The sequence below is a fragment of the Mycobacterium zoologicum genome (genome assembly GCF_020181635.2).
Taxonomy (GTDB): domain Bacteria; phylum Actinomycetota; class Actinomycetes; order Mycobacteriales; family Mycobacteriaceae; genus Mycobacterium; species Mycobacterium zoologicum.
On sequence record NZ_JAYJJS010000001.1, the window covers coordinates 163,762 to 190,406 of the forward strand.

At 67.0% G+C, this 26,645-nt stretch carries 24 protein-coding genes; 14 read left to right on the forward strand and 10 right to left on the reverse strand.

The annotated features are described in order from the left end of the window. Positions 1-4: 4 nt before the first annotated feature. The 6 genes from K6T84_RS00805 to K6T84_RS00830 form a co-directional block, all read right to left on the reverse strand. Positions 5-1,453 (reverse strand): aldehyde dehydrogenase family protein, encoded by a 1,449-nt coding sequence (locus tag K6T84_RS00805; protein ID WP_225401981.1) that lies wholly within the window; start codon positions 1,451-1,453, stop codon positions 5-7. 22 nt (positions 1,454-1,475) lie between these two features. Beyond that, positions 1,476-2,363, reverse strand: a complete 888-nt coding sequence (locus tag K6T84_RS00810; protein ID WP_224864879.1) for an SDR family oxidoreductase — start codon at positions 2,361-2,363, stop codon at positions 1,476-1,478. Further along, a complete protein-coding gene (locus K6T84_RS00815; RefSeq protein WP_224864878.1) occupies positions 2,356-3,495 on the reverse strand; it encodes a spirocyclase AveC family protein in 1,140 nt (379 codons plus the stop codon). Before K6T84_RS00815 ends, K6T84_RS00810 begins: the two co-directional genes overlap by 8 nt. Positions 3,496-3,498: 3 nt before the next feature. Further along, a complete protein-coding gene (locus K6T84_RS00820; RefSeq protein WP_224864877.1) occupies positions 3,499-4,611 on the reverse strand; it encodes an ABC transporter substrate-binding protein in 1,113 nt (370 codons plus the stop codon). Positions 4,612-4,673: 62 nt separating this feature from the next. Further along, complete coding sequence (locus K6T84_RS00825; RefSeq protein WP_224864876.1) at positions 4,674-5,483, reverse strand: CbbQ/NirQ/NorQ/GpvN family protein; 810 nt, start codon at positions 5,481-5,483, stop codon at positions 4,674-4,676. Positions 5,484-5,493: 10 nt separating this feature from the next. Then, positions 5,494-7,128, reverse strand: coding sequence for a nitric oxide reductase activation protein NorD (locus tag K6T84_RS00830; RefSeq protein ID WP_225401980.1), 1,635 nt, complete (start codon positions 7,126-7,128; stop codon positions 5,494-5,496). A gap of 124 nt (positions 7,129-7,252) precedes the next feature. On the opposite strand from K6T84_RS00830, the gene K6T84_RS00835 reads away from it, so the two are divergent. Next, on the forward strand, positions 7,253-8,182 hold the full coding sequence (locus K6T84_RS00835; protein WP_225401637.1) for an SDR family NAD(P)-dependent oxidoreductase: 930 nt from the start codon (positions 7,253-7,255) through the stop codon (positions 8,180-8,182). A gap of 1 nt (position 8,183) precedes the next feature. Here the strand turns inward: K6T84_RS00835 and K6T84_RS00840 are convergent, their stop codons facing one another. Next, on the reverse strand, positions 8,184-9,386 hold the full coding sequence (locus K6T84_RS00840) for a cytochrome P450 (RefSeq protein WP_224864874.1): 1,203 nt from the start codon (positions 9,384-9,386) through the stop codon (positions 8,184-8,186). Between the two features lie 3 nt (positions 9,387-9,389). Continuing rightward, on the reverse strand, positions 9,390-10,034 hold the full coding sequence (locus tag K6T84_RS00845) for a TetR/AcrR family transcriptional regulator (RefSeq protein ID WP_225401636.1): 645 nt from the start codon (positions 10,032-10,034) through the stop codon (positions 9,390-9,392). Between the two features lie 234 nt (positions 10,035-10,268). Here K6T84_RS00845 and K6T84_RS00850 point away from each other — a divergent pair, with 234 nt between their 5' ends. From K6T84_RS00850 to K6T84_RS00910, 13 genes are all read left to right on the forward strand, one after another. Then, on the forward strand, positions 10,269-11,063 hold the full coding sequence (locus K6T84_RS00850; RefSeq protein WP_224864872.1) for a spirocyclase AveC family protein: 795 nt from the start codon (positions 10,269-10,271) through the stop codon (positions 11,061-11,063). Between the two features lie 195 nt (positions 11,064-11,258). After that, on the forward strand, positions 11,259-12,125 hold the full coding sequence (locus tag K6T84_RS00855) for an MlaE family ABC transporter permease (protein ID WP_225401979.1): 867 nt from the start codon (positions 11,259-11,261) through the stop codon (positions 12,123-12,125). 6 nt (positions 12,126-12,131) lie between these two features. Further along, positions 12,132-12,989 (forward strand): ABC transporter permease, encoded by an 858-nt coding sequence (locus K6T84_RS00860; RefSeq protein ID WP_408066034.1) that lies wholly within the window; start codon positions 12,132-12,134, stop codon positions 12,987-12,989. 2 nt (positions 12,990-12,991) lie between these two features. Continuing rightward, complete coding sequence (locus K6T84_RS00865) at positions 12,992-14,428, forward strand: MlaD family protein (protein WP_225401635.1); 1,437 nt, start codon at positions 12,992-12,994, stop codon at positions 14,426-14,428. Then, positions 14,425-15,465, forward strand: coding sequence for an MCE family protein (locus tag K6T84_RS00870; RefSeq protein WP_224864870.1), 1,041 nt, complete (start codon positions 14,425-14,427; stop codon positions 15,463-15,465). The genes K6T84_RS00865 and K6T84_RS00870 overlap by 4 nt, the downstream gene beginning before the upstream one ends. Before the next feature lie 7 nt (positions 15,466-15,472). Continuing rightward, complete coding sequence (locus tag K6T84_RS00875) at positions 15,473-16,555, forward strand: MCE family protein (protein ID WP_225401634.1); 1,083 nt, start codon at positions 15,473-15,475, stop codon at positions 16,553-16,555. Beyond that, the gene (locus K6T84_RS00880; protein ID WP_224864868.1) at positions 16,552-17,688 is read left to right on the forward strand and encodes an MlaD family protein; all 1,137 of its coding nucleotides are present in this window, start codon (positions 16,552-16,554) and stop codon (positions 17,686-17,688) included. The genes K6T84_RS00875 and K6T84_RS00880 overlap by 4 nt, the downstream gene beginning before the upstream one ends. Beyond that, on the forward strand, positions 17,685-18,782 hold the full coding sequence (locus K6T84_RS00885) for an MCE family protein (RefSeq protein WP_224864867.1): 1,098 nt from the start codon (positions 17,685-17,687) through the stop codon (positions 18,780-18,782). The genes K6T84_RS00880 and K6T84_RS00885 overlap by 4 nt, the downstream gene beginning before the upstream one ends. Continuing rightward, a complete protein-coding gene (locus K6T84_RS00890; protein ID WP_329786620.1) occupies positions 18,779-20,065 on the forward strand; it encodes an MlaD family protein in 1,287 nt (428 codons plus the stop codon). Before K6T84_RS00885 ends, K6T84_RS00890 begins: the two co-directional genes overlap by 4 nt. A 23-nt stretch (positions 20,066-20,088) precedes the next feature. Next, complete coding sequence (locus K6T84_RS00895; RefSeq protein ID WP_329786621.1) at positions 20,089-20,814, forward strand: DUF3298 domain-containing protein; 726 nt, start codon at positions 20,089-20,091, stop codon at positions 20,812-20,814. A gap of 69 nt (positions 20,815-20,883) precedes the next feature. Continuing rightward, the gene (locus K6T84_RS00900) at positions 20,884-22,170 is read left to right on the forward strand and encodes an amidohydrolase family protein (protein ID WP_224864864.1); all 1,287 of its coding nucleotides are present in this window, start codon (positions 20,884-20,886) and stop codon (positions 22,168-22,170) included. Between the two features lie 128 nt (positions 22,171-22,298). Beyond that, positions 22,299-23,579 carry a TetR/AcrR family transcriptional regulator gene (locus K6T84_RS00905; protein ID WP_224864863.1) on the forward strand — a complete coding sequence of 427 codons (1,281 nt, stop codon included), beginning with the start codon at positions 22,299-22,301 and terminating at the stop codon, positions 23,577-23,579. A gap of 81 nt (positions 23,580-23,660) precedes the next feature. Then, positions 23,661-24,539 (forward strand): mycofactocin-coupled SDR family oxidoreductase, encoded by an 879-nt coding sequence (locus K6T84_RS00910; RefSeq protein WP_224864862.1) that lies wholly within the window; start codon positions 23,661-23,663, stop codon positions 24,537-24,539. Between the two features lie 2 nt (positions 24,540-24,541). Here K6T84_RS00910 and K6T84_RS00915 read toward each other — a convergent pair whose 3' ends face one another. Both K6T84_RS00915 and K6T84_RS00920 read right to left on the reverse strand, forming a co-directional pair. Next, positions 24,542-25,612 carry an NAD(P)H-dependent amine dehydrogenase family protein gene (locus tag K6T84_RS00915; RefSeq protein WP_225401631.1) on the reverse strand — a complete coding sequence of 357 codons (1,071 nt, stop codon included), beginning with the start codon at positions 25,610-25,612 and terminating at the stop codon, positions 24,542-24,544. Then, entirely contained in the window at positions 25,609-26,583 is a 975-nt protein-coding gene (locus tag K6T84_RS00920) for an LLM class flavin-dependent oxidoreductase (protein ID WP_224864860.1), read from the reverse strand. The genes K6T84_RS00915 and K6T84_RS00920 overlap by 4 nt, the downstream gene beginning before the upstream one ends. Positions 26,584-26,645: the final 62 nt, after the last annotated feature.

Sequence of the window (26,645 nt, forward strand, 5' to 3'; positions counted from 1 at the left end):
TCCTCTAAAGAGCGGGGTAGGCAACGGATTTGATCTCGGTGTACTGGTCGAACCCGGCCATGCCGTTCTGGCGGCCGACGCCGCTGGCCTTGTAGCCGCCGAAGGGCGTGTCGGCTCCGTAACCGGCCGCCCCGTTGAGGCCGATGAATCCGGCGCGCAGCCGCTTGGCCACGGCCAGTGCGTGATCCAGGCTGCCCGACATGACGTTGCCGGCCAGGCCGTACGGACTGTCGTTGGCGATGCGCACCGCGTCGTCTTCGTCGGTGTAGGGAATCACGGACAGCACCGGCCCGAAGATCTCCTCCTGGGCGATGGTCATCGAGTTGTCGACGTCGACGAAAAGGGTTGGCTTGACGAAGAACCCGCGGTCAAACCCGTCCGGCGCCTCGGCTCCCCCGACGAGCATGGTGGCGCCTTCGGCGATCCCCTTCTCGATGTAGCCGCGAATCCGGCTGCGCTGCTTGGCCGAGATCACCGGACCGCACAGCGTCGAGGCGTCCTGCGGGTCGCCCGGCGCGATACCGGCGTACATCGCCTGCAGCATGGCGACGCCTTCGTCGTAGCGCGACCGCGGCAGCAGCAGCCGCGTCGGGTTGGCGCAGCCCTGGCCGGCGTGCATGCACGGCGCGATGCCCATCATGCAGCCCAGCCCGAGGTCAGCGTCGTCCAGCACGATGGTCGCCGACTTGCCGCCGAGTTCCAGGAAGAGGCGCTTCATGGTCGCGGCGCCCTTTTCCATGATGCGCTGCCCGACCGCGGTGGAGCCGGTGAACGAGATCAGGTCGACCTTGGGCGAGCAGGTCAGCTGCTCGCCGACCAGGTGATCCGAGGAGGTGACCACATTCGCCACACCCGGTGGGATATCGGTGTTCTCCGCGATCAGCCGCCCCAGCCGGGTCGCGTTGAACGGGGTGTCGGGCGCGGGTTTGAGCACGAGTGTGTTGCCGGTCGCCAGTGATTGACCGATCTTGTGGATGGCGACTTCGAATGGGAAGTTCCAGGGCACGATCGCCCCGACCACCCCGACGGGTTCCCGCCAGACCTTGCGAGTGGTGTTGACCCCGGTCACCGAGACGAACGCGTCCCCCAGCGACGTCTCCCACGGATAGCTGTCGATCAGCTGCGCCGGGTATCTCAGGCCGTCCGACAGCGGCGCGTCGAGCTGCGGTCCCGCGGTGATGGCCCGTGGGCAGCCGGCTTCGAGGATCAGCTCTTCGCGCAGCTCCTCCTGCTCGGCTTCCAGTGCGTCCTGAAGTTGCAGCAGACAACGTTGCCGGAAACCATGATTGGTCGACCAGTCGGTGTCGTCGAATGCCCGTCGCGCGGCGTCGATGGCGCGGTGCATGTCGGCTGCCGAGGCATCGGCGACCTCGCCGATCGCTTCCTCGGTGGCCGGATTGAGGTTGACGAAGGTGCCGTTGCGGCCGCCGACGAGCTTGCCGTCGATCATCATCTGTGACTCGAGGTGGGGAAGGTCAGCCATTGCGGCCCCTGTCTGCCATGGCCCCGAACCGCGGCAGTCCCATCATCAGGCGAATCGCATGATGGAAGCCCGCGCCGGGGAGCATTCGGTTGGCGATCAACAACATTCGGGCGTCGGGGCCGACCGGCTGCCGGACGAACGGTTTGCGGGATTCCAGCGCGGTAGCGAGTCCGGCGGCGAAGCGCTCCGGAGAGCGGGCGGCGCGTTTGACCGCAGCTCGTCCCCTCCGGTCCATGGTGCTGTGGTGACGCGCGTAGGGGCCCTGGAGGTCCCGGCAGTCGGTGGTGCCCGCGTCGGTGATGATCTCGGTGTCGTAGGTGCCGGTCACCAGAATGGTCACCCCCAGTCCGAACGGCGCGATCTCGTTCGCCAGGGATTCGGCCCAGCGCTCGGAGGCCCCCTTTGCCGCGGAGTACGGCGCGGTGGCCGGCATCCCCCGGACACCACCCGCACTGGACACCACCACGATGCGCCCCCGGCCCGCGGCGCGCATCGCCGGCAGCAGCGCGTTGGTCAACGCCACCGGCCCGAACACGGTGGTCTGAAACATCCGCTCCCACAGGTCCACCGGTGTCTCCTCGGCCATCCCGGCCGCCGAGATCCCGGCGTTGTGCACCAGCGCGTACGGGGCGCCGACGGCTTCCTCGACGGCCTTGGCGGCGGCGGCCACCGACGCCAGGTCGGTCAGGTCCAACTGGATTCCGACCAGCCGAGGGTCATCGCCGGATGCACCGGTGGCCCGATGCAGCTCCGCCATCCCGGTCTCCGGTGATCGCATCGCGGCAATCACCTGCCAGCCGCTGCGGTACAGGTGCACCGCCGACGCCAGCCCGAGTCCGCGCGAAGCGCCGGTGACCACGACGCTGCGGCGTTCACCCATTGCCGGGTCCGCAGCGGTCGCCGTCGGCGCCGAGCTCGACATCGGGCCGCCCACTCGGTTGGCCGCTGAGCCAGGTCGACCAGATGCCCACCGAGTACGGGCCGGGCTGGCCCTGCTTCTCGTAAAAGCCTTGCGGGTCATAGATCTTCGCTTCGGGATACGGCCACGCGCAGGCCACCGTCCGGGACAGGTGTGTCGCCTTGACCAGGGCGAAGGTGCTGCCGTAGCAGAAGTAGCCGAGGTTGATCAACACCAGCATCACCGTGAACATGCCGAGCGTCGGGCGCCCGGCGAAGATCTTCGCCCGCTGCGCCAGCTTCTCGGCCACGGTGCGGCCGGTGTCGTCGCGGTACAGCAGCACCCCGGCGGGCACCATCACGAAGTTCACCGCAAATATCTCGAAGATGAACGGGAATTGGTGTGTCTGGCCCATGAAGATCGACCCGAACGGGACCTGGGAATAGATGTACATTCCGGTCTGCACCAGCGTGATCTCCAGAGCCGCGTCGATCACCATCCCGAACGGCAGGATGCAGATCGCCAGGCTGATCAGCGGGTGGCGCCACACGAAGGAGTCGACGGGCCGGCGCGCCTGGATGCGGCGCAGCAGCCAGATCCCCGGGAAGTAAGGCGCCAGGTAGAACATGATGTAGCCCAGCACCACGAATGGCTCCACGGTGGGCGACAGCGAGACCAGCGGCCAGTCTTCGGGCAGGTGATGCAACTCCGGGTTGTACACCGCGAACGGCGCCCAGTTCATGATCGGGTCCTGCCAGACGATCAGCGTCGTGACGATGCCCATCAGCAGCACCGGGTGATAGGGATGGCGGCGCCACGCGATCACGTAGGTGACGATGATGCCGATCATCACGACGACGGTGAACGCCTCCAAGACGCCCAGCCAGTGGTCGAACCCGAACAGCACCGGCACCGGCCGCTCCGGCGGTGTCTGCGTGTACGCCGCGTCACGAACCCGATCGGACTCCAGACCGGTTCGGGCATTGGCGAGCAGGAACGCCACGAAGCCGAACCCGGCTGCTGCCCACGCCCACACCCAGGGCGAGCCCTTTCGCTGTTGCGCCGGTGCGGCGGCCTGATGTTTCGAGGCCGGCGCTGTCTGTTCCGCGGTCATCGGTTATTCCTCTCCGAAACGGTCGACGAGATGAGAGTTGACGCCGTCGGCGTCGAGCTTGCGGGCCACCAGGTAGCCGGCACCCATCCAGGCCCGGCGGGTCCAATTCCCGAACGACACCCGGGTTCCCGGCGCACCGGAGGCTGCGGGCATCATCTTCACCCGCTCCAGGGCTTCCTTGACGCCACGCGGGCTGAGCGGATGGGCATCGCTCAATGCCCGCACCAGGGTCATCGCGACATCACGGTTGACCACCGACACGCACCACTCGGTGCGGCGGCCGTAGGCCTGCTGGTAGTCGTCGAGGAACGCCTGGCCGACCGGATTGCCCTCGTCGTACTGGTCGATGCCGATCCAGCCCATGAACGCGTTCCACATCACCGGGTTGATCCAGGCGTTCTGGAACGCGGTGCTGGTGAACCGCGGCGGATCCCAGCCCAGCGCCTCCAGGGCCGGGTTGATGAAGACGATGCCGAAGCCGAAGCCGCAGTGCACGATCGCCGGAACCTTGGCCTCGTGCAGCGTCCGCACCGCCTCCGAAACGTCTTGCGCGGTTTGGGCGATCGTCGCTTCGGCCACGATCTGGATGCCTTTGCGCCGGCACGCCTCGCGGAAATTCTTCAGGTAGGTCTCGCCCACCAGCGACTGTTCCTTGAGCACCCCGACCTGGCTATGGCCGCCCTTGGCCAGTAGGTCGGTCCAGAAGATCGGCTCGTCGGTCAGCGAACCCTGCGGAAACGCGAAGAACCACTCCCCCAGCGCCTCATCGGAGCCGGTGACGGACAGGCACGGCACTTTGAAGCGTTCCTCGATCGCCTCTCGGGTCGGCACGCAGTTGTCGGTGATGTGCGGGCCGAACACCGCCAGGCAGCCTTCGTCGCACAGTTCCCCGTAGGCGTCGATGACGGCCTTGACCGAGCCCTTGGGTAGGCCCTCGACTTCGCGGTAGACGATCTCGATGGGCCGGTCCAGCAGGCCCTGCTCGGTTGCCTGTTTGAAGACCAGGTCCAACGGCTGCGTCAGATCCTCGAAATAGGTCTTCGGAAAGCCCTCCGGGAGAAGGAAATCCATCAGATAGCCGATCTTGATCGGCTCTGCGGTGCTCTCGTAGGACATTCGACTCCCAACTGGAACCTAATATTTGTTCAGACCTTAGCGTGGCAATGGTTGACCGTCAATCACCTGTCGGCGAGATACCCGTCGATCATCTCGTTCAGGCCGGCCGCCACCAGGGAGTCGTCGGTGAGCGGGCCCGCGATCGCGGCCCGGGCCGCCGCACGCGGGCTCAGCCCCTCGGCGACCAACCGCCCGGCGGCGATCAGCACCCGTGTCGAGGCGACTTCGCGCAGCCCGCCGGTCTCCACACGCCGAATCGCCTGCCCGAGCCGTACCAGCTCCGCGGCGCCCTCGTGGTCGAGTCCGGCTTCGGAGGCGACGATCTTCTCCTCGACATCGGCTGCGGGGAATCCGAATTCGATGGCGACCATGCGCTGACGGGTCGAGTCCTTGAGGTCCTTGAGCACACTTTGATAGCCCGGGTTGTAGGACACCACCAGACCGAATCCCGGTGCGGCATCCAATGTCAGGCCCAGTCGCTCGATCGGCAGCTGGCGGCGGTGGTCGGCCAGCGGATGCAGCACCACGGTCGTGTCCTGGCGGGCTTCCACCACCTCGTCGAGGTAACAGATCGCACCTTCACGCACAGCCCGGGTCAGCGGCCCGTCCGACCATTCGGTCTCCCCGCCCCGCAACAGGTACCGGCCGACCAGATCGGCGGTGGTCAGGTCGTCGTGGCACGCGACGGTGATGAGCGGCCGGTTCAGATCGTGGGCCATCGCCTCGACGAAGCGGGTCTTGCCGCATCCGGTGGGACCCTTGAGGACCACCGATAGCCCTTGCCGGTACGCGGCTTTGAAAACCTGCTCCTCGTTTCCGACCGACACGTAGTAGGGTCGCGGACCTCCGGCCGCAGTTGCCATGGTGTTCATCCCTTTCTCGTCACGCAACACGTCGTCGCAGATCGGCTGAGTACAGCGCCGAACGGAACAGTGGTCCGATCAGCCGGCTGAGTTGGTCGAGCCGCGGAATGGTCGCGTGTGCCGCGCTGCCGAATACCCGGCGCAGCTCCTCGACATCGGTGGCCGCGCCGACCGTCAGGCACAGACAGCCGATGCCGCGCCGGCGCGCCTCGCCGAGGGCGCGGCGGGCGTCGGCAGCGCCGTAGACGCGCTCGTAGCCGTGGTCGTAGGCCAGGCCGTCGGAGAGCACGACCAGCAGTCGCCGCGGGGTGCCGCCACGATGCTCCAGAACACTCGAGCCATGCCGGATCGCGGCGCCAAGCCGCGAGTAGGCACCGGGTTTGAGGCCGTGTAGCCGCCTCATCGCGAGGACATCGAGGGCGTCATCGAAGCGCTTGACCGGCGTGAGGTGTACCGCCGAGCGGCCCTGGGAGGCAAACGCATACAGCGCGAGCCGATCCCCCAGGTCATGTAGGGCGGTGGCCAGCGCCGCGGCCGCCGCGCGCTGCTGGGCGTGCACGGTCTGGCCGGCGGTGCCGGGCTCGGCCGCCGATCCCGAGACGTCCAGCAGAATGAGCACCGAAAGATCGCGGCGCCGTCGCAGGCTGTCCAGGTAGACCGCTTCATCGGGCGCGGATCCGGCCAGCACTTCGACTCGGCCCTCGACCGCCGCATCCAGATCGATATCGTCGCCCTGCGGTTGCCGGTGGTAGCGATCCAAACCGACGCCGAGCCGGGCCAGGGGCCGGCGCAATCCGTGGTCGGCCGCCGCCGGCCCCGGATCGGTGCCGGGGCTCGGCACGACTTCGGTTACGGTGCACCAGTTCTGCCGGTAGCACCGGCGATGAACATCCCATTCGGGATATGTCGTGCCCGCGGTGCCGCCCGCGGCGGTGTCGTCGTCGAGACCGCCGAGGCCGACGCTGGACACCGCCCTACCTCCCGGTCGCCCGGATCGGGTCCGATGCGTGGGGGCATCCGCCCCCGGCGGGCCGTTGCCGCCGAGCCGCCGGGTCACCTCGAGCATCTTGGCGACCATCCGGCCCAGCGCCCCGCTGCCGCCGACCGGACTGGAGAAGACATCCATCACGTCCTCGGCGTCGTCGTCCTCGTTCAGTTCGGCCAGCGGCCTGCTGCGCTGACGTGGCCGATGCGCCTGCCCGGCATCCGATTTGCCGGCATTGTCGGGTTGGGCCAGCAGCTTTCCCGGACGGATGACACCGAAGGCGGGCGGCGGTGTGTCGTCGGCCGTGCTCGCCAGCGCCAGTGAGGCAGCGGGCGAATCGGTGCGGGCGGCCAGTTCGTAGTCGAGCAGCGACGCGACCGACGGCGGCAGCAGCTCGACGTTGGCCGCCAGTGCCCGATGCCCCTCCACGGCGAGGTATCGGGCCGTCAGCGCACGGCGCCGCACCAGCCTGTGCACCAGGCCGGGCTCCAGGCTTCCGGCCGCGAGCAGGCTCGCCTGAACCGCAACCGCCTCCCGTTGACGGTCCGCGCCGATGCCCGGGTCGAGGTGAACGGTCTTGCCGTCGGTCCACGCGGGTTCGCCGGTATCGGCCGCCACCACCTGCAGCGCACGCCCGGACAGCGCGGACGCCAACAGGTTCCAGCGCATCAGGGATTCACCGGCTTCGTGGTGGTTCGTCACGGCCCCTCGCCCGAATTCTTGACCAAATATCTGTTCCACCGTAGAGTCCGCCACGACCGCAGTCAATGGATCGAGGGGTAGGCGCCGCACAATGATCGACTTCACCGGCCAGGTGGCCGTCGTCACCGGGGCAGGGCGGGGTCTGGGCCGGCACTACGCGCTGGAGCTGGCCCGGCGCGGCGCCTCGGTGATGGTCAACGACCTGGGTGGGTCGATGCACGGCGACGGCGCCGACAGTGGTGTGGCCGACCTCGTGGTCGACGAGATCACCGCTGCCGGCGGTGTCGCCGTCGCGTCGTACGACTCGGTGGACACCCCCGCGGGTGGGGAGGCGATCATCGCCGCCGCCGTCGAGCGCTTCGGCCGCCTCGATGCGGTCGTCAGCAACGCGGGCATCTTCAGCAGCATTGCGTTCGAGGAGATCTCCCCCGACGACTGGCGGCGCATGCTGCGGGTACACCTGGACGGCGGTTTTTATCTGAGCCAGCCCGCCTACCGGGTGATGAAGGAGCAGGGTTACGGCCGGTTCGTGTTCACCTCCTCATCGGCCGGAATGTTCGGCCAGCCCCTGGAGGCTCACTACGCCGCGGCCAAGGCGGGCCTGGTCGGGCTGTCGAACGTCATCGCGATCGAGGGTGCGCCGCATGGCATCCGGTCCAATACCGTCCTGCCGTTCGGCTTCTCCCGGATGGTCACCGATACCGTCGACGACCCCAAAGCGATCGATGACGTCGCTTTCCTCAAGGCGATCCGGCCCGAGCTGGTGGTGCCGATCGTGGTCTACCTGGCCAGTCGCGACTGCGATTTCACCCACCGCAACTATTCGGCCTGCGCCGGCCGGTTCGCGCGGGTCTTCGTCGGACTCGGCGCCGGATGGATCGCCGAACCCGGCGCCGATCCCACCGCCGACGACGTCGCCACGCATCTGGCCCAGGTGTCGGCGACCGATCCGTGCACCGTCCCGGACTCGATCTTCGACGAGGTGTTCGAGGTGTGTCACCGCCTCGGCATCGCCATGTGACTCACCCGATGGTCACGGGCAGCCTCGCCCACCCCCGCACACTCGCGGTGTGTGCACGCTCGGCGTGGGCGTAGTCGACTTCCCAGTCGGGCCAGCGCTTGAGGACCTCTTCGAACGCGACCCTGGCCTCCATCCGGGCCAGTGCCGAACCGAGGCAGAAGTGCACCCCCTTGCCGAAGCTGAGGTGGGCACCCTCGCGGTGAATGTCGAAGCGATCCGGATCGGAGAAGTGCCGGTGGTCCCGGTTCGCGGAACCGTTGAGCAGCAACATGAACGATCCCTCCGGAACGAGACGGCCGTAGTGCTCGGCGTCGCGGGCGACATAGCGTGCCTGCACCGGCGAGGGAGGTTCGTAGCGCAGCGTCTCTTCGACCGCACCGGGGATCAGGGCCGGGGTGGCCACCAGCTCGCGGCGTTGATCGGGATGGTCGGAGAGCAGTTGCGCCATGAAGCCGATCAGCCGGGCCGTGGTCTCGTTCCCGGCACCGGCGATCATGGCGGTGTAGGCGAGCACCTCGGTGCGCGACAGCGGACGCCGCGTCCCGTCGGCCTCCTCGATCTCCGCGGTCAACAGGTCGGTCATCAGATCGTCCGAGGGGTGGGCGGCCCGCCACTCGATGTATTCGGCGAACATGACGATGGTGTCCGCGAAGACCTGCTGGGTGATGTCGCCGGGCTCGCGGCCGTCGGCCATCTCGATGAAGGAGCCGTTGCGGTCCCGGATCGCTTCCTGGTCCTTCTCGGGTATGCCCAAGAGGTAGCCGATGGTCCGCATCGGCATCATCGCCCCGAGATCGGCGATGAAGTCGAAGCCGCCGGCGCCGACGAGCGGATCGAGCTCCCTGACGCAGAATTCCCGCACCAGCGGTTCCACGGCCAGCATCCGCCGCGGGGTGAACACCCGCGACAGCAGGCCGCGGTGCAGATCGTGCAGTGGGGGGTCCTCGAACAGCAGGATGCCCGGCGGCACCTCGAGGTTGTTGAACAGGATGTCCGCGGTGGTCCCGCGGCCGGAGCGATAGGTCTGCCAGTTCGGCAGCTCACGCAGCACGTCCTGGTAGCGACTGAGCGCATAGAAGTTGTATTTCTCGTTGTAGTACAACGGTTCTTCTTCGCGCATCCGCTTCCACACCGGATAGGGATCATCGTCGATATCGCGGTCGAACGGGTCGTAGTACAGCCCGACGGCGCTGGCACCTGTCATGTCTCACATCCCTTGGTTGCCGCGGTGTAGGAAGCCGTGCAGGGTCGCCTGGGTGAGTTCTTCGACGATCACCTTCCGTGACGGCGGCCGGGATCCGAAGTAGGTCGAACGCAGCGCCGCCATTCCGGCGATCATCGCCACGGTGGAGTGTGCCGGCAGATTCGGGTGCGCCGACCCGATCGACCGCAGGTTCATTCCCTCCGCGCTGATCTGGCCGAGCAGCGCGATCGCGCGCCGCACGTCGGCGATGCCGGCCTCGACCAGTTCCTCCTCACCCAGCGAGTCCGAGGCCATCAGCGTCACCAGCAGACCCTGATGACGCACGAACACGTCATAGAGCCGCCCGACAAAGGACCGGGCGAGCTCTTCCTCACTGGTGTGGTCCGGATCGATCGCCTGCCAGGTCTGCCCGAACTCATCGATGAAACCGGTGAACGGCAACACCAGCGCCTCACGGAACAGCGCCGCCTTGGAGCCGAAGTGTCGAAACAGCAGCGCTTCGGTGACACCGGCGGCCTGGGCGATCTCGCGTGTGGTCGTACCGCGATAGTCCTGGCGGGCGAACAGATCCCGGGCGGCATCGAGCAACAACCGGCGCGGCTCGCCACGGGGCCGCCGCGCCGCCGCGCCAGCATCGGACTGGGGCACGATGCGCTACCTCCTCCCGCTGAGCATTTTCAGACCTTGACGGCTTTTAAGATACCGCCCACTATCTACTTCGGATAGTGAACACTATCTCATTGGATTTCCGATCGAAGGAGGGGCGGACGTGGGCGCCGTCATCATGCTGGGCACGCTGTTCGGATTGATCGCGCTGATCTACGGCGCCGTGCTGTATTTCGACCCGGAGGCCCGCGGCGGCCACGAGCAGGAGGCCCTGCGATGAACACCGGGCTTTCACCCCTGCTGATCGCGGGTATCACCTTCGCCTACCTCGGCGGAATCGGCTTCACGGCCGCCGGGGTGTACTTGAGCATTCGCCGTGGCCGCCTGCATCCCCTGCTGCTGCTGTGCATCTCGGCGATCTCGTTCTCCTGGATCGAGGCGCCCTACGACTGGGCGATGTACGCGCAGTTTCCACCGGCACTGCCGCGCATGCCGTCCTGGTGGCCGCTGAACATGACGTGGGGCGGCCTGCCGTCGTCCGTTCCGGTCGGCTACATCTCCTACTTCGTACTGCCCGCCGTGCTGGGCGCGGCGGTCGGCCGATGGCTTGCGGCCAGATTCGCCTGGAACAGGCCGATCACACTCCTAAGCGCGGGCCTGGTCGTCGGCTTCTGCTGGGCTTTGATGTTCAACGCCTTCCTGGGGGCCCGGCTGGGCATCTTCCACTACGGCTACGTGATCCCCGGCCTGGCATTGTCGGAGGGCACAGCACACCAGTACCCGCTGTACGACTCGCTGGCCATGGGCGTGCAGATGATGGTCTTCACCTACCTGCTCGGGCGAACGGATCCGCAGGGGCGAAACGTCATCGAAGCGTGGGCCGACCGGCACTCGACGAGTCGGCTGCGGTCATCGATGCTGTCCGTCATCGCGGTCGTCGTGATCGGCAACGGTCTGTACGGGGCGGTCTTCGCCCCGCATCTCGTCACCAAACTCGGCGGTTGGGTGACCGCGGGCCCCAGCGAACCGCTGTTTCCCGGCGTACCGAACCAGCCGCTGGTGGGCCGTTGACCGACTCCGCGACGCTTCTCGTTTAAGCGTTGACCGCTCCGGCGGTGCGCGATAAGCTCCGCTGACGAAAACAAACATTGGGTCCGCCTGTGCCGGGGCAGTGGCGCAGCGGCCACTGCCGACCGGGCGGGTCGAAGCTCGGCGTCCGATGGTGACATCAGGGTCGCAGTCGCCAAGCAGAATGGGGAGGGTCCGCTGACTGTCTCATCGGAGCGCGAAGACGACGTCGGCGCGCGATCGTCGGTTGCCGAAGTCGGCGCGTGGGTCCAGTCCTACACCCGGGCGCATCCGCTTCGGTCACTGGGAACAGTCGGCGGCCAGACGGCCCTGGGCCTACGCACCGTCCAGTACCTGTTCATCGACCTGTTCACCGGCCGGTTCCCGATCGCGGAGTTCGTCAAACAGGCCGCGTTCATGGCGGGCACCGCCCTGCTGCCCACCCTGCTGGTGACCATTCCCGTCGGGGTCACGTTGTCGATTCAGTTCGCCGTGCTGGCCGGCCAGGTCGGCGCCGAGTCGCTGTCCGGCGCCGCCAACGGGCTGGTGGTGATCCGTCAGGGCGCTCCCCTGGTGGCCGCCATCCTGCTGGCGGCGGCGGTGGGTTCGGCGGTGAGCGCCGATCTGGGCTCGCGGACGATGCGCGAAGAAGTCGACGCGATGGAGGTGATGGGGGTCTCGGTGATACGCCGGTTGGTGGTTCCGCGTTTCGCCGCACTCATCCTGGTCGGTGTCGCGCTGACCGGGCTGGCGACGTGCGCCGGTTTCTTCGTCGGCTACCTGTTCAACGTGTACGTGCAGAACGGCACCCCGGGATCGTTCGTCGCGACCTTCGCCTCGTTCGCCACCGTCGACGACCTCGTCCTGGCGCTGGCCAAGGCGATCGCCTTCGGCGCCATCGTCGCGGTGGTGGCCTGCCACAAGGGGCTGGACACCCGCGGCGGGCCGGCCGGTGTGGCGAACTCGGTGAACGCCGCCGTGGTCGAGTCGATTCTGCTACTGATGATCGTCAACGTCGGTATGAGCCAGCTTTATCTGCTGCTCTTCCCCAAGGCGAGCCTGTAACCCACGATGACCGTCGCCGTCTACCGCCCCCGGGTGTTCGCGCACATCCTGCACGCCGCCGAAGTCGTGTGGTTGCCGGTGGCCAAGGGCGGCCACATGCTGAACTTCATCTGTCGGGTGCTGTTGTCGATCCCGGTCATGCTGGCCCGCTACCGCCGGGAATTCGTCCGCAACCTTTCCGACATCGCCTGGGGCAACGGCGCACTCGTGGTGGGCGGCGGCACGATGGGCGTATCGGTGGTGCTGGGCATCACCGCCGGGGCGCTGCTGGCCATCGAGGGCTACAACGCACTGAATCTACTCGGACTGGGGCCGGCCACCGGATTGTTGTCGTCATGGGGATCGACCCGCGAGCTGGTACCGGTGATGATCGCAATCGCCTTCACCACCCAGGCCGGCTGCCGTTTCACCGCTCAGCTGGGCGCCATGCGCATCGCCGAAGAGATCGACGCGATGGATGCCCTTGCCATCAAACCGATTCCGTATCTGGTGACGACCCGAGTCGCGGCGTCGGTGCTGGCCGCCATCCCACTGTTCCTGGTATGCCTGGCGGCTGCATATCTGTCTGCGCAAGTCGTGGTCGGTGTCATCGCCGGCACGTCGGCCGGTACCTACGGGCACTACTTCTCGCTGTTCAGCAGTGGGCGTGACGTGTTCTACGCGACGATCAAGGGGGTCATCTTCATCTTCTTCGCCTCCGTGATTCAGTGCTACTACGGCTATTTCGCCTCGGGTGGCCCGCAGGGCGTCGGGGTGGCCGCCGGTCACGCGATGCGGGCCACCATCACGGTGGTGATCATCTTGAACGCACTGCTGACCATGGCGATGTGGGGCGTCAACGCCGGCGCGAGGTTCGGGGGCTGAGGATGCCGAACTCCTTCGACGCCAATGACTCCGGCCCATCCAACGCCCGGTTGTTCCTCGACGGGCTGGGGTTGCTGGCGATCGTGGCGATCGCCGTCACCATGATGATCGCGCAGTCCCAGGGGGTTCTGGAGCACTCCGTGCGGGTCAGCGCGGAACTGACCAACGTCGGCGACGGCCTGCCGGTGAAATCCGACGTCAAGTTCCGGGGTGTGCTCGTCGGGTTCGTATCGGGCGTCGTTCCGGCTGCAGCCGGCCGCCCCAACATCGTGCGCATCGACCTGCGCCCCGCCTACGCCGCCGGTATTCCCGACTCGGTCACCGCCCGCGTGGTGCCGTCCAACGTCTTCGCGGTGTCATCGGTGCAGTTGGTCGAGAACGGAACACACTCCGGGCCGGTCCGATCCGGGGCGGTGATCAACGAAGACCAGACCCTGCCGACCGTGCTGTTCCAGACCACCCTGAACAAGTTTCGCCAGTTGCTCGCCGCCGTCGGCCGCCAGCCCACCGCCGACAGCGTCGGTTGGCTCACCGCCCTGGGCGATGCCACCAGCGGCCGCGGCGATCGGCTGCAGCATGCCGGTCGCGACCTGAATCAGATCGTCGACCAGCTCAACACCATCGTCACCGGAGACAAGGTCGGCCCATCGACGATGTCCGCGCTGACCGAGGCCACCGCCGCACTGGGCCAGGCGGCTCCCGAGCTCCTCGACGCGCTCGACGGCGCGGTCCAACCGATGCGCACACTCGTCGAAAAGCGTTCGGAGCTCATGGACCTGCTGTCCGTCGGGCTGGGAACGACCGGGACGCTCGGGGAGGCGTTCGACAACAACACCGATCGGATGATCGAGATCTCCACGAAGCTGACACCGGTGCTGGGCGTGCTGGGCGATCACGCCGAGACGACTCATGACATCTCGGCCCGGCTGACGACACTGGTCGGGCGGGTGATGGACGTCGCGTGGAATTACGAGACGAGCCAGCTGCAGGCCAAAGCGGTCATCTCGTTGAACCCGACGCGGACCTATGTGCGATCGGACTGCCCGCGCTACGGCGACATGCTCGGGCCCAGTTGCTTCACCGCCCCCGAGGTCCCGACGGCACCGGCACTGACACCGTCGCTGGAATCGCGCGGCTTTCCGCTGCCGCCGGGCATCACCGAGAACCGCCCCAACTACGCGCCGCCCCGATTCTCGGTGTTGCCGCCGGCGGCAGGGCCCGAAGACGAACCGCCCGGGCCACCCGATCCCGCACCGCATGTCGAACCGCAGGCCGCGGTGATCGGCGGCAATGTCGGTCCGGTCGGCAGCAGCAGGGAGAAGCACCAGCTGGAGGTCATCATGGGCGATCACGCCAACAGCGCCAGCGAGATCCTGCTCGCGCCGGTGCTGCGCGGCAACAAGGTCCGATTCACCGCCGAACCGGGAGGTGGCCGGTGAGATACCGCAAAGCGTTGGCCGGACTGAGCCTGTTCCTGGTGGTCGCCACCACGGGGACATGGCTGGTCTTCGTCACCCTTCGCCGCGAAGTCGGCGGTCCGACAGCCACCTACACCGCCGTGTTCACCGACGTCTCCGGTCTGCACAGCGGCGACGACGTACGCACCGCCGGTGTTCGGGTGGGACGCGTCGACACGGTCGAACTGGACGGGACCCTGGCGCGAGTCACGTTCCGGGTGCCCAAGTCCTACGCCCTCTACGACGACACCACCGCATCGGTCACCTACCAGAACATCATCGGCCAGCGTTACCTCGGACTGTCCCCCGGAACCGCCGAATCCCACAACCGGTTGCCGGATCACGGTGACATCCCGGTCGAGCGCACCAATCCCTCGTTCGACATCTCCGGTCTGCTCAACGGATTCGAACCGCTGTTCACCCTGCTGAGCCCGCGACAGGTGGACAACCTCACCGGGGGAATCATCGCCGCATTGCAGGGCGACTCCGCGTCGGTGGTGACACTGGTCAGCCAGACCTCGGCGCTCGCCGAATCCCTGGCCGGACCCGATCAGGTCCTCGGTGACGTGATCGCCAACCTGGACGAGGTCACCGCCGTGCTGGCGCGGCAGGACCGCGACCTGAAATCGGTGATCGAACACTCCCGCACCGCACTGTCGATCCTGGCCGGGCGGCGTGACGAGTTGGTGACATCAGCGGGGTCGATCACCCAGGCGGCGGATCGGCTGTCAGTCCTATTGGATGCCGTCTATCCCCAGCTTGACGAATTCCTCCGGCGCGAACCAGGATTCGTCGGTCACCTCACCGGAGAGGGACGGCAACGATTCGCCCACTACGGCGGGAACCTGGTGCTGGTGCTCAAGGGCCTGGCCCGGGCGACCCAGAGCGGCAGCTACATCGACGGCTACATCTGCGACATCAACGTCACGGTGTTCGCGTTCCTGGGCCGGGTGATCCCCGGCACCGTCAAACTCGCATCACCGGGCAATGTCGTCGAACACTCACCGATCTGCAGGTAGGGAAACGATGTCACAACGACCCAGACGCCCGATCGAGGAATACAACACGATCCGGCTGGGAACCGTCACGGTGGCGGTGCTGGCCCTGTTCATCACCGCACTCGTCGGTACCGGCAAGTTGTCGCTGGGGCATCGCGGCTACTCCGCCGAGTTCGCCCAAGCCGCCCAGATCAGTCCCGGAGATCAGGTCACCGTCGCCGGAATCGAAGTCGGCACGGTACGCGACGTCGCCCTCACCGGCGACCACGTGACGGTGAAATTCACCGTCCGCAAAGGGGTGCCGGTGGGCGGTGCGTCACGCGCAGCCATCAAGCTGACCACCCTGCTGGGCCGCCGTTACCTCGAGCTGACCCCCGCCGGCGAGGGTGAACTCCCCTCCCGCACCATCACATTGGCCAACACGGCGGTCCCCTACAATCTCCAGGCCACGCTGGCCGACGCGACCACCACCTTCGAACAGGTCGACGCCGACCGCATCGCCGCATCGATGGCCGAGATGGGCAACGGCCTCGCCGGTATGCCCGAGGCACTGCCGGAGGCGTTGGCGAACGTGAAAACCCTGGCGGCCGTGGTGGCCTCGCGTCGAGATCAGCTCGGGTCACTGCTGAAGAACGTCGACACCGTCACCGGGGTGATCCGAGACCAGAAGGCCGACCTCGGCGCGCTGGTGATACAGGGCCGCGATCTGCTGCAGACGATCAATGCCCGGCAAGCCGCGGTACACCGGTTGCTCACCGGCACCGCGGCACTGGTCGACACCTTGAAGATCCTCTTCGAGGACGAGCCGTCGCTCAACGAACTTCTGGTCAACATGGGGCAATTCGCACAGATGGCTGCGACGCACGACGAGCTGATCCGCAACACACTGCAGGTGATGCCGGTAGCCTTCCGCAATCTGGCCAATGCCAGCGGCAGCGGTACCGCCCTGGACATCAACCTGCCGTCGGGAGTGCTGATGGACTCGTGGATGTGCGCACTCAGCGAGCGCGGGAAGCAATTCGGACTGGCGCAGTACTTCACCGACTGTCAACCCTCCGGCGATCCGTTTCCGGGTTGGCCGCCACCGGACCCGGCGAGGCTGCCCCGATGAGCCGCCACCTGATTCGCAACAAGTCGATGGCGATCGGGCTGGCCGTTGCGGCGCTCGCCGGAATCCTGTTCTGGAAGGTCATATCCGGCGAGAGGCACCACGCACTGACCGTTACGGCACAGTTCGAAGAGGCCGTCGGGCTCTACGAGGGCAATGCGGTGTCGGTACTGGGCATGCCGATCGGCAAGGTCACCGAGATCACTCCCAAGGACGACTACGTCGAAGTCAAGCTCGTCATCGACAAGCCCATCGACATGCCCGCCGACGTTTCAGCGGTCACCGTCGCCACGTCCATCCTGACCGATCGGCACGTCGAACTGACTCCGCCCTACACCGGCGGCCCCAAACTGCGCGACGGCGACGTCCTGACTCTGCCCCGCACCAGGACCCCGGTAGAGTTCGACCGCACCTTGGCCATGGCCGACAAGCTGTCTCGCGCTCTCGAAGGAGACGGCCAGGGCCACGGGGCGCTGGCCAACCTGATCGGGATCGGAGCCAAGATCTCCTCCGGCAGTGGACCCGACATCAAAGCCGCCCTCGATCAACTCTCCCAGGCGCTGCGCCTGGGAGCCGACAACGGCGCCGCCACCGGGAAAACCGTCGCGTCGATCTCCACCAGCCTGGCGGACCTGGCCCAAGCGGCCGCCGACAACGACACCGCGATCAGGGAATTCGGGTCCAACGTCCGCGCGCTCAGCGACCTCGTCGCGGCCGAGAACCTCGGCGCAGGCCGCACCGGGGCGAAGGCCAACCAGATCCTCGACCAGGCGGCGGCACTGCTGGAGCGCAACCGGGCGACTCTCAAAGGGACCGTCGGGGACTTCGGCAAACTCACCGATGTACTCGTCGACAACCGACGCCAGCTCGAAGAGATCCTCGACGTACTACCGCTGGTGGGCAACAACATCTACAACGCGGTCGATCCCAGCGGCCACACATTGCGGATCCACCCCACGCTCGACAAACTCATGCTCAACGGCCAGATGGCCAAGGAGGTCTGCAATCTCGCGGGCATCAAGGATCTGGGCTGTGCCACCGGGACGGTCGCCGACAACGCGCCCGAATTCGGCACCACCTTCTTCGTGGAAGGAATGACGGGACTACTCGAACGCATGGCGGGAGCCGACAAATGATGAGGACCGTGATCGCGGCCGCAACGGCGATGATGCTCTCCGGTTGTGCGGGCGGGCTGGCCGCCATTCCACTGCCGGCACCGGGACGGGTCGACGGAGACATCACCCTCACCGCCGTGTTCGCCAATGCGCTGAACCTGCCCCTGAAGGCGAAGGTGAAGCTCAACGGCGCCGATATCGGTGAAGTCGCAGCCATTCGCGCCGAGGCGTTCGCCGCCCACGTGACGATGAAGATCAGTGCCGGCGCACCGCTGTATACCGACACGGTCGCCGAGCTGCGCTCGGCCACCCCGCTCGGCGACATCTTCGTCGCGGTGCGCCGCGGGCCGGATGGCACTGCCGACGCTGCGCGGCTGCGCGACGGCGACACCATCGCGCTGGATCACACGACTTCGGCCGCGACCATCGAAGACGTACTGGGCTCGGCCGCACTTCTGGTCAACGGCGGCGCGATCCGCCGCCTGGTCTCGACAGTCAACGGAGCCGGCGACGCGGTCGGTGGGCGCGGGACGAAAGTCGCCGCGCTGCTGCACAACTCCAACGCGCTGCTGTCGCGGCTTACCGACCGCTCCACGCAGATCGACACCGCACTGCGCAACACCTCCGACCTGGCCGCCACCCTGTCAGCCCGCCGGGACACCCTCGACACGGTGCTGGCAGCCGCCACACCGGCTACCGGGACACTCGCCGACAGCACCACCGATCTCGCCGACCTGGCCGCTGGCGCCGGCCGGATCACGACGCAGCTCAACCGCTTTCCCTCCATGCAGGGCACCGACACGCGCAGCACCATCAGCGATCTCAACCGGCTCTCGGACGTCTTCAACCAGATCTCCACCGACCCCGAGCTCAATCTGAACATCTGGAATCGGATGATCACCGGCATCACCCACATCACCAGCGGCCCCGACATTCACGCCGTCGGGACGGTCACGCAACTGGCGATCGGCGCACTACCCGACAAGAACTATCCCGGCGACCCCGGAACACACGGTCCTGACGGTACCGACTGGCATGCCATGATCGGCAGCCTCCGCTACGAGTGGAACGTGCTGTTGGGCCGGATATACGGCCCCGAGCACCAGCCCCGATGATGAACAGCTCCGTACAACTGCTGGAGACGCCGACCCGGATGCTGGTCGACTCCGTCAGAGCGCTCCATCGCCACCGGGTGGCGACGTCGGCGACCGGTATCGTCGTGACGCTGATCGCCGTACTGGTCTACATCGTCGGTGGAACGCTGGGCATCAGCCCATTCCGGTCCACCATCTCCGTACAGGTGCGCCTGCATGAATCAGGGGGGCTACTGCCCGGTCAGGACGTCACGCTGCGCGGCGTGCGGATCGGCAAAGTCGATGCGGTGGAACTCGGCGACACCGGCGTGATCGCCACCGTCGCGATCGACAGCCGAAGCCGGGTGCCGCGCAACAGTTCTGTGCGGGTCTCGGCGCTGTCGGCGGCGGGCGAACAGTACCTGGACTTCCGGCCCGAGCAGCCCGGCGGACCGGGCCTGACCGACGGCGCCGTGATCGACGAAGACCACACCGCCATTCCGGTATCGCTGGCGCAGCTGCTGGCCGATGCCAACGGGCTGCTGGCCCAGGCGGATCCGCAGCAGCTGGCCGCCATCACCACCGAGCTTCGGGTGTCCGGCCAGGGGCCGGCCAAGCTCGCGGCGCTGCTCGACGGCGGGGCGTTCCTCCTCTCGACGCTGGACTCGGTACTGCCCCAGACGGTGGGCGTGCTGCGGACCAGCCGCACCGTCCTGACCACCCTGGTCGACAGCAGCGCGGGGCTGACGCAATCCTCGCAGAACCTGAACTCCATCATGGCCGGCGCCCGGTCCATGGACGGCGGATTTCGCACCCTGGTCGACAGCGGCAGCCGTCCATTGACGGTGCTGGACAAGATCATCGACGACAACTCCGAAACGATGGTCAAGCTGTTGGGCAACCTGGCCTCGACCGCACAGATGTCGAACGCCCGGCTGCCCGCCCTCAACGAGATCGTCAACTCCTCTCGCGGCGGCTCGGCGGTCGAGGCGCTGAGCGGTGTGGTGCGCGACGGCGCGGTCTGGGTCCTCGCGGATCTGTGGCCCCGCTACAGCTGCGACTACGGGCTGCCGGCGCTGCCACCGACCATCCCGAACTACCCCGAACCGTATCTGCACACCTACTGCCAGAACACCGATCCCGCGGTGCTGGTCCGTGGCGCCCGTAACGCACCGCGCCCGCCCGGGGACGACACGGCGGGCCCGCCGCCGGGCTACGACCCGGTGGCGCAGACCGACCCGGTTCCTCCCGGCCCGCAAACCCTGCTCACGCCGTTCGGCGGGGTCCCGATGAACACACCACTCCCACCGGACCCTCCGGGCTGACGAAAGTGGCTACCAGGGAACGGATGTCCGGCCGGTCGGGCCGAGCTGAAATACCGGCCGCCGCGGTTAGAAGCGCGGCGATTCTGGTGCTGCTCGCGCTGAGCGGCACCGTGCTGGCCGGTGTGACGCGAGCCGATCCCACCGCAGCGGTGATCTCGGGATCGAGTCCGGACGGACTGGGAACGTGGGCGGTGCACTATCAGCGCCTGGGCACCGACGATGCGACGGCCGGGATCATCAACGATCACATCGATGCCGAAGCGAACCGCGAAGTCACCCAAGCGGTGTGGGACGGCTCGACGAGACGGCCCTGGACGTTCGACGCGGCCGGGACCGTGAGTATCCGCGCCACGACGGTGTCCGAGGTATTCGTCGGCTCATATAACACCGCCGAACCGCACATGCCGATGCAAAGCGTGGGCAGCGTGGTCTGCGATGCCGGAAGCGGCGACATCATCACGTGGGACAACCTGTTCGGCGACAAGACCGCCGGGCTGATCCGGCTCGGCGAACAGGTCGAGGTGCAGGTGTCCAAGGTGGTTTCGCCGACACAACTGCGCGACTGGCGGCGCGCCGGCCAGTTCGCTCCCGTCGATGTCAACTTCAAGCACTGGATCCCCACCGATCAGGGCATCGAGTTTCACTTTCCGCCGGGCCAATTCGGGCCCGGAGTCAAGATCGTGACCGTCCCGTGGTCGGCGATCCACGATCAGATCGTGCCCCGGTATCTTTCGATCACCGAAGGTTGACCAAATATCTGTTCCGCACGTAGAGTCGGGGACGTTACGCCGAATGCGCTCAAGCACAAGGAGCCCGGAATGAAAATGGACGACTTCGTCCTCGTCTCCGTCGACGATCACCTCGTCGAGCCGCCCGACATGTTCGACGGCCACATCGCGGCGAAGTACAAAGACGATGTGCCCAAGTTGATCCAGCGGGCCGACGGCACCGACGCCTGGGTGTTCGAGGGGCAGGAAGCGACCAACGTCGGCCTCAACGCGGTCGCCGGACGCCCGCCCGACGAGTACGGCGCCGAGCCGACCAAGCTCAACGAGATCCGCGAAGGCTGCTACAACATCGACGAGCGGATCCGCGACATGAACGCCAACGGCGTTGCCGCAGCGATGAACTTCCCGTCGTACCCGCAGTTCTGCGGTCAGTACTTCGCGCGCGCCAAGGACAAGGACCTGGCCCTCGCAGTGCTGCGGGCATATAACGACTGGCATATCGACGAGTGGTGCGGCGGCTACCCCGGCCGGATGATCCCGCTGGCACTCCCGCCGATCTGGGACCCGAATCTGATGGCCGACGAGGTGCGACGGGTGGCCAAGAAGGGCTGCCACGCCGTCACCTTCTCCGAGAACCCCACCAAGCTGGAGTACCCGTCACTGCACGACCCGCATTGGGATCCGTTCTGGCAGGCCTGCAGTGACGAGAACACCGTCGTCTGTCTGCACATCGGCTCGTCGTCGTCGGTGGTGATCACCTCCATCGATGCCCCGGTCGACACGATGATCACCCTGCAGCCGATGAGCATCGTCAATGCGGCCGCGGACCTGGTCTGGTCGCCGACGTTGCGCAGGTTCCCCGACCTGACCTTCGCGCTGTCCGAGGGCGGGATCGGCTGGATTCCCTACTTCCTGGAGCGGGTGGACCGGGTCTACAAGATGCACCGCGCCTGGACCCATCAGGACTTCGGCGGCAGGCTCCCCAGCGAGGTGTTCCTGGAGCGGATCGTCACCTGCTTCATCGACGACGGCTTCGGCATCGAGAACCGGGACAAGCTCAACATCGACATGATCACCTGGGAGTGCGACTATCCGCACTCGGATTCGACGTGGCCGCTGGCGCCCGAGTCGATCGCGGGATACCTGGCCGGGGTGCCCGACGACGAGATCGACAAGATCACCCACCAGAACGCGCTGCGACTGTTCTCCTTTGACATGTTCGCCAAACTGCCCAGGGAACAGGTCACGGTCGGGGCGCTGCGCGCGCAGGCCGGCGACGTAGACCTCGGCTACCGCTCCTCGGAGCGGCTGAAGAAGACCGGCACCGACACCGTCACCGTCTTGGATCTCGCGGCCAAACTGCCCACCGGAGCCTGATCCGCCCCCGGCCCCGACTGCCCGGTCACGAAGCCAGGTTCTGGTAGCGTTCAACCAAATATTGGGTATCGGCACTCGCGCCGATACCGGCCGATCACGGGCGCAGTGGAGGTGATGTGGGGCGCCAAATGCGTTCCGGGGCGGCAACCTCCATCGGAGGTTCCTACGACGACGGCACCCGCCGCACCGAGATCCTCCAGACCGCCGCGACACTGATCGCCTCCTCGGGATTGCGAACCTCCCTGCAGGAGATCGCCGATGCCGCCGGCATCCTGCCGGGCAGTCTGTACCACCATTTCGAGTCCAAGGAAGCGATCCTGGTCGAACTGGTCCGCCGGTATCACGCCGACCTGGAACGCATCGGCGAGGCCGCCAACGACATGCTCGACACACCCGGCTCCGAACCGGCCGGCCAGGTCATCGTCAGGCTCGGCACGGCGATCGCCCGGTGCGCGGTCGCACACCGGGCCGCGCTGCAGATGTCCTTCTACGAGGCGCCCAGTGCGAACCCGGAACTGGTCGGACTGCTCGAGGAACCGCCGACCACCGTCCAGCGAGCCATGCTGCAGGCCCTGCGAGCCGGCCGGTGGAGCGGCTACATCCGGCCCGATCTCGATCTGCCGACGCTGGCCGACCGGATGTGCCAGTCGATGATGCACGTGGGGCTCGACGTGATCCGGAACAAGTCAGCCGCCGACCGGACCGCCGAAGTACTCTGCCGAATCATGTTGCAAGGGCTGGCCAGTCAGCCACCCGGCGATGACGAGCTGGACCGCTCCCCCGCGTTCGCCGCGGCGGAAGAGGCCATCAAGACGTGGGCCGACGACGAGGGGGCCGACGACAAGGCCACCCACATCCGCGCGGTGGCCCGCGCCGAGTTCGGGCGCAAAGGCTACGAGGTCACCACCATTCGCGACATCGCCTCGGCAGCGGGGATGGGGACCGGGACCGTCTACCGGCTGATCGGCTCGAAGGACGAACTGCTGGCGTCGATCATGGCGTCGTTCGGCGCCAAGGCCGGTGGCGGATTCGCGGCCGTCCTGCGCGCCGACGCCACCCCCGTCGAGAAGTTCGACGCACTGAGCTGGATCAACATCAACGCCTTGGACCGGTTCCCCGATGAGTGGAAGATCCAGTTGGCCTGGATGCGCCACTCTCCACCGGACACTCCCAACCCCGGCCTGGCCTTCACCATGCGCCTTCGGCAACTCAAATCACTGCTGTCGGAAGGCACGCGGTCCGGTGACGTCCGGATCGAGGCTCCCTCGATGGAGATGCTCTCGCGGTGCGTCATGGACCTGCTGTGGATTCCGGAGAACATCGTGCGGGCTCAGGGAACCCGCGCGGGGCTGCTCCTGGCCCGCGACACCCTGGTCCGCGGGGCCGCAGAACGCGACCCCGCCGGATAACTTAAGACCGCTCCCCTTCGCTACCAAAGTTTTGTTCCGAAGTCTATTGCGGATGCCCGGCCGGTCACATAGGTTCGATCCATGTCCGGAAAGCTCAGTGGCAAGGTCGCATTCATCACCGGCGCCGCCCGCGGTCAGGGTCGTGCGCACGCCATCGCGATGGCCAAAGAAGGCGCAGACATCATCGCCATCGACATCTGCCGCCAAATCGAGTCCAATCCCTATCCCCTGGCCACCCCCGATGACCTCGCCGAGACCGAACGGGCGGTCAAGGAACTGGGCCGCCGGGTGGTCGCCCGCATCGCCGATGTGCGCGAACGCCACGAGTTGCGTGACGCGGTCGAGGCGGGTCTGGCGGACCTGGGCAAGATCGACATCGTCGTCGCCAACGCCGGCATCCTGCCGATGGCGATGGGCAAGCCGGACCCGATGCAGTTCGTCGACGCCTCCGACGTCGATCTGGTCGGGGTGATGAACACCGTCGCGGTGGCCATCCCCCATCTGCCCGACGGCGCATCCATCATCGTCACCGGCTCGACAGCCGGCATGATCCGCGGGACCACCGACAACCCGAACATGGGGCCCGGCGGCGCCGGGTACGGGTGGAGCAAGCGCATCGTGATGGAGTACGTCGACGAGATGTCACTGCACCTGGCACCCAGGATGATCCGCGTCAACGCCATCCATCCGACCAACTGCAACACCCATCTGCTGCAGAACGACGGGATGTATTCCATGTTCCGCCCGGACCTGACCAACGCAGGCAAGAAGGCCACCCGCGAGGACGCCGAGCCGCTGTTCACCCTCTTCCAGGCCATGCCGATCCCCTACGTGGAGCCCGAAGACATGGCGAACCTCGGGGTGTTCCTGGCCAGCGAGGACGCCCGCTACATCACCGGACAGCACATCCGCGTCGATGCCGGTTCGCTGCTCAAGTGGCCCAACGGTCCGGGCGGATAGCCTCAGATCACGTTTCGCGGCAACGTGATCGGCAGATCCAGCGAGCTGAGCAGTCCCGGCGCGGCGTCCACCACATAGGGCACCGCGTTGACGACGCGCATCGCGGTGGCCGCCATCGCGCCCCGGCCGGCCCCGTGGCCTCGCGCATCACCCAGCGTCATCGCGCAGGAGATGTCCGGATCGCCGTCGATGTCCACCCGGTAGGTGGCGTCGCAGTCCGAGGCCGGCCAGTCCGGGGCGACGTCGCGTGCCATCCGGATGATGTGCTCGACCACCAGGGCCTCCCGGCCGTCGACGACTCCGGCCGCCCGGGTGCACACCGCACCACATGTTCCCGCCGGGATGGTTCCGAACGCGACCTCGATATCGCGGTGGGTCACTCGGCGGTCCAGCGAGCCGCGGATCTGCTGGATCTGAACCCCCAATCCCTGCGCCATCAGATGAATCGGTGCCCCCCAGGCCATTTCGATGAACCCCGGGGTGCTCAGCATCGGCTCGAAGTCCAGCGGCCGGGCGAATCCCATCCCGTTCATCATCACCTCGGCGACCGGGTAGTGGTCATTGAGTGCGATCTCACGCACCGTCACCGAGCGGATCGTCTTGGACTGGGTCGCCAACAGCAGCGCCAGCTGATCGGACCCGAACCCGGGAAAGATGCCCGACACATAGAACGACGCTGCACCGGCAACGGCCGCCTCCTGAAGCTGCCGGCGCCACTGCGGGTGGAAATAGCTCGGCGGATATACCAGGCTGGTCGATGACGTCGAGACGACGTTGATGCCGGCCGCCAGCAGCCGCAGATAGTCGGGCACCGCGCCGGCGTCGCGTTCGGGACCGCTCGCGGCATACACCACGCAGTCGGGCCGCAGCGCGATCAGCGCATCGGCGTCACCGGTCGCCGCTACCCCCAGGGGCTTCCCACCGGCGAGTTCACCGGCGTCTCGCCCCGCCTTGTGCGGCGAATGAACCCAGACGCCAACGAGTTCCAGATCAGGCCGATGCCGGATCGCCTCGATGGCGATGGAGCCGACACCCCCGGTCGACCACACGACGATACGAGTCGGGTCAGTCATGGTTTCCCTTCGTTGCGGGCCGACACCGCGCGTTCCAGGTACGGCCACGCGAGAGCGGGCGGCAGCCCGCCACACAACGGCAGCAGCGGCAGGCTGCCACCGGACCGCAACTGCGCGGCCGCCTCGGCCACGGTGAAGACGCGGTAGGGGCCCGGCGTCGCCCGCAGCTCGGCCACACTGGCGGCCGGTGAAATGCTCGCCACCGTGCGATCCCCGTGCCGGTAGGCCGCGGCGGTCACGGCGTCGTGCAACAGGTACGGGCCCAGCTCGTCCCAGGCCTTGTCCACGTCGTCGGCGACGAATACCGTCGTCGGCGCATCGACGTCCGGGAGCCGCAGGGGGCCCGGTTCACGTCCGTGGTTTCGGCACTGCGATTCGTAGGCTTCCCTCAAAGCAGCCGAGTTCGTCTGAGCGATGAACCCCAGACCGTGGCGGGCGGCCCGCTTCGCCGCCGCCGCACTTCCGCCGGCCACCATGATGTGCGGGCCGCCTGGCGTCACGCACGGCGGCGTGATGTGAATACGGCGCCCCTGATGGATGACCGGCTCGCCCCGTAACAGCTGCAGCAGCAGCGCCAGTTTCTCGTCGGCCAGCCGCCCACGCCGGCTCATGTCCGCGCCGAAGTGTTCGTACTCCGGTGCGCGGTGACCGATACCGAAGGCGTAGGCGACGCGGCCGTTGCTGATGATGTCGAGCACGCTCATGTCTTCGGCCAGCCGCACCGGATCCCAGAACGGAAGGACCACCGCGGCAAGCAGAATCGGCAGCACCTGCGTTCGGGCGGCGATCGCCGAAGCCAGCAGCAACGGAGACGGCAGGTGCCCGTCCTCGGTGCCGTGATGCTCGGAGACAACGGCGGCCATCGCGCCGCGGGATTCGGCCCACGCGCACATTTCCAGTGCCGCGGCGTACAACTCGCCACTGGGCGCACCCGTGGCGGGCGCCCGCATGTCGAAGCGCAGCGTGAACATCCGCACGACTATAACCTAATATTTGTTCACATCGTTGGGTTTCGCTCGCGACCCAGCTTCTG

Coding starts and splice junctions, on each gene's coding strand:
- K6T84_RS00805 (WP_225401981.1), bottom strand. CDS start 1,453: ATGATGATCGACGGCAAGCTCGTCGGCGGCCGCAACGGCACCTTCGTC.
- K6T84_RS00810 (WP_224864879.1), bottom strand. CDS start 2,363: ATGGGTGAACGCCGCAGCGTCGTGGTCACCGGCGCTTCGCGCGGACTC.
- K6T84_RS00815 (WP_224864878.1), bottom strand. CDS start 3,495: ATGACCGCGGAACAGACAGCGCCGGCCTCGAAACATCAGGCCGCCGCA.
- K6T84_RS00820 (WP_224864877.1), bottom strand. CDS start 4,611: ATGTCCTACGAGAGCACCGCAGAGCCGATCAAGATCGGCTATCTGATG.
- K6T84_RS00825 (WP_224864876.1), bottom strand. CDS start 5,483: ATGAACACCATGGCAACTGCGGCCGGAGGTCCGCGACCCTACTACGTG.
- K6T84_RS00830 (WP_225401980.1), bottom strand. CDS start 7,128: ATGCGCTGGAACCTGTTGGCGTCCGCGCTGTCCGGGCGTGCGCTGCAG.
- K6T84_RS00835 (WP_225401637.1), top strand. CDS start 7,253: ATGATCGACTTCACCGGCCAGGTGGCCGTCGTCACCGGGGCAGGGCGG.
- K6T84_RS00840 (WP_224864874.1), bottom strand. CDS start 9,386: ATGACAGGTGCCAGCGCCGTCGGGCTGTACTACGACCCGTTCGACCGC.
- K6T84_RS00850 (WP_224864872.1), top strand. CDS start 10,269: ATGAACACCGGGCTTTCACCCCTGCTGATCGCGGGTATCACCTTCGCC.
- K6T84_RS00860 (WP_408066034.1), top strand. CDS start 12,132: ATGACCGTCGCCGTCTACCGCCCCCGGGTGTTCGCGCACATCCTGCAC.
- K6T84_RS00865 (WP_225401635.1), top strand. CDS start 12,992: ATGCCGAACTCCTTCGACGCCAATGACTCCGGCCCATCCAACGCCCGG.
- K6T84_RS00875 (WP_225401634.1), top strand. CDS start 15,473: ATGTCACAACGACCCAGACGCCCGATCGAGGAATACAACACGATCCGG.
- K6T84_RS00880 (WP_224864868.1), top strand. CDS start 16,552: ATGAGCCGCCACCTGATTCGCAACAAGTCGATGGCGATCGGGCTGGCC.
- K6T84_RS00885 (WP_224864867.1), top strand. CDS start 17,685: ATGATGAGGACCGTGATCGCGGCCGCAACGGCGATGATGCTCTCCGGT.
- K6T84_RS00890 (WP_329786620.1), top strand. CDS start 18,779: ATGATGAACAGCTCCGTACAACTGCTGGAGACGCCGACCCGGATGCTG.
- K6T84_RS00895 (WP_329786621.1), top strand. CDS start 20,089: ATGTCCGGCCGGTCGGGCCGAGCTGAAATACCGGCCGCCGCGGTTAGA.
- K6T84_RS00900 (WP_224864864.1), top strand. CDS start 20,884: ATGAAAATGGACGACTTCGTCCTCGTCTCCGTCGACGATCACCTCGTC.
- K6T84_RS00905 (WP_224864863.1), top strand. CDS start 22,299: ATGCGTTCCGGGGCGGCAACCTCCATCGGAGGTTCCTACGACGACGGC.
- K6T84_RS00910 (WP_224864862.1), top strand. CDS start 23,661: ATGTCCGGAAAGCTCAGTGGCAAGGTCGCATTCATCACCGGCGCCGCC.
- K6T84_RS00915 (WP_225401631.1), bottom strand. CDS start 25,612: ATGACTGACCCGACTCGTATCGTCGTGTGGTCGACCGGGGGTGTCGGC.
- K6T84_RS00920 (WP_224864860.1), bottom strand. CDS start 26,583: ATGTTCACGCTGCGCTTCGACATGCGGGCGCCCGCCACGGGTGCGCCC.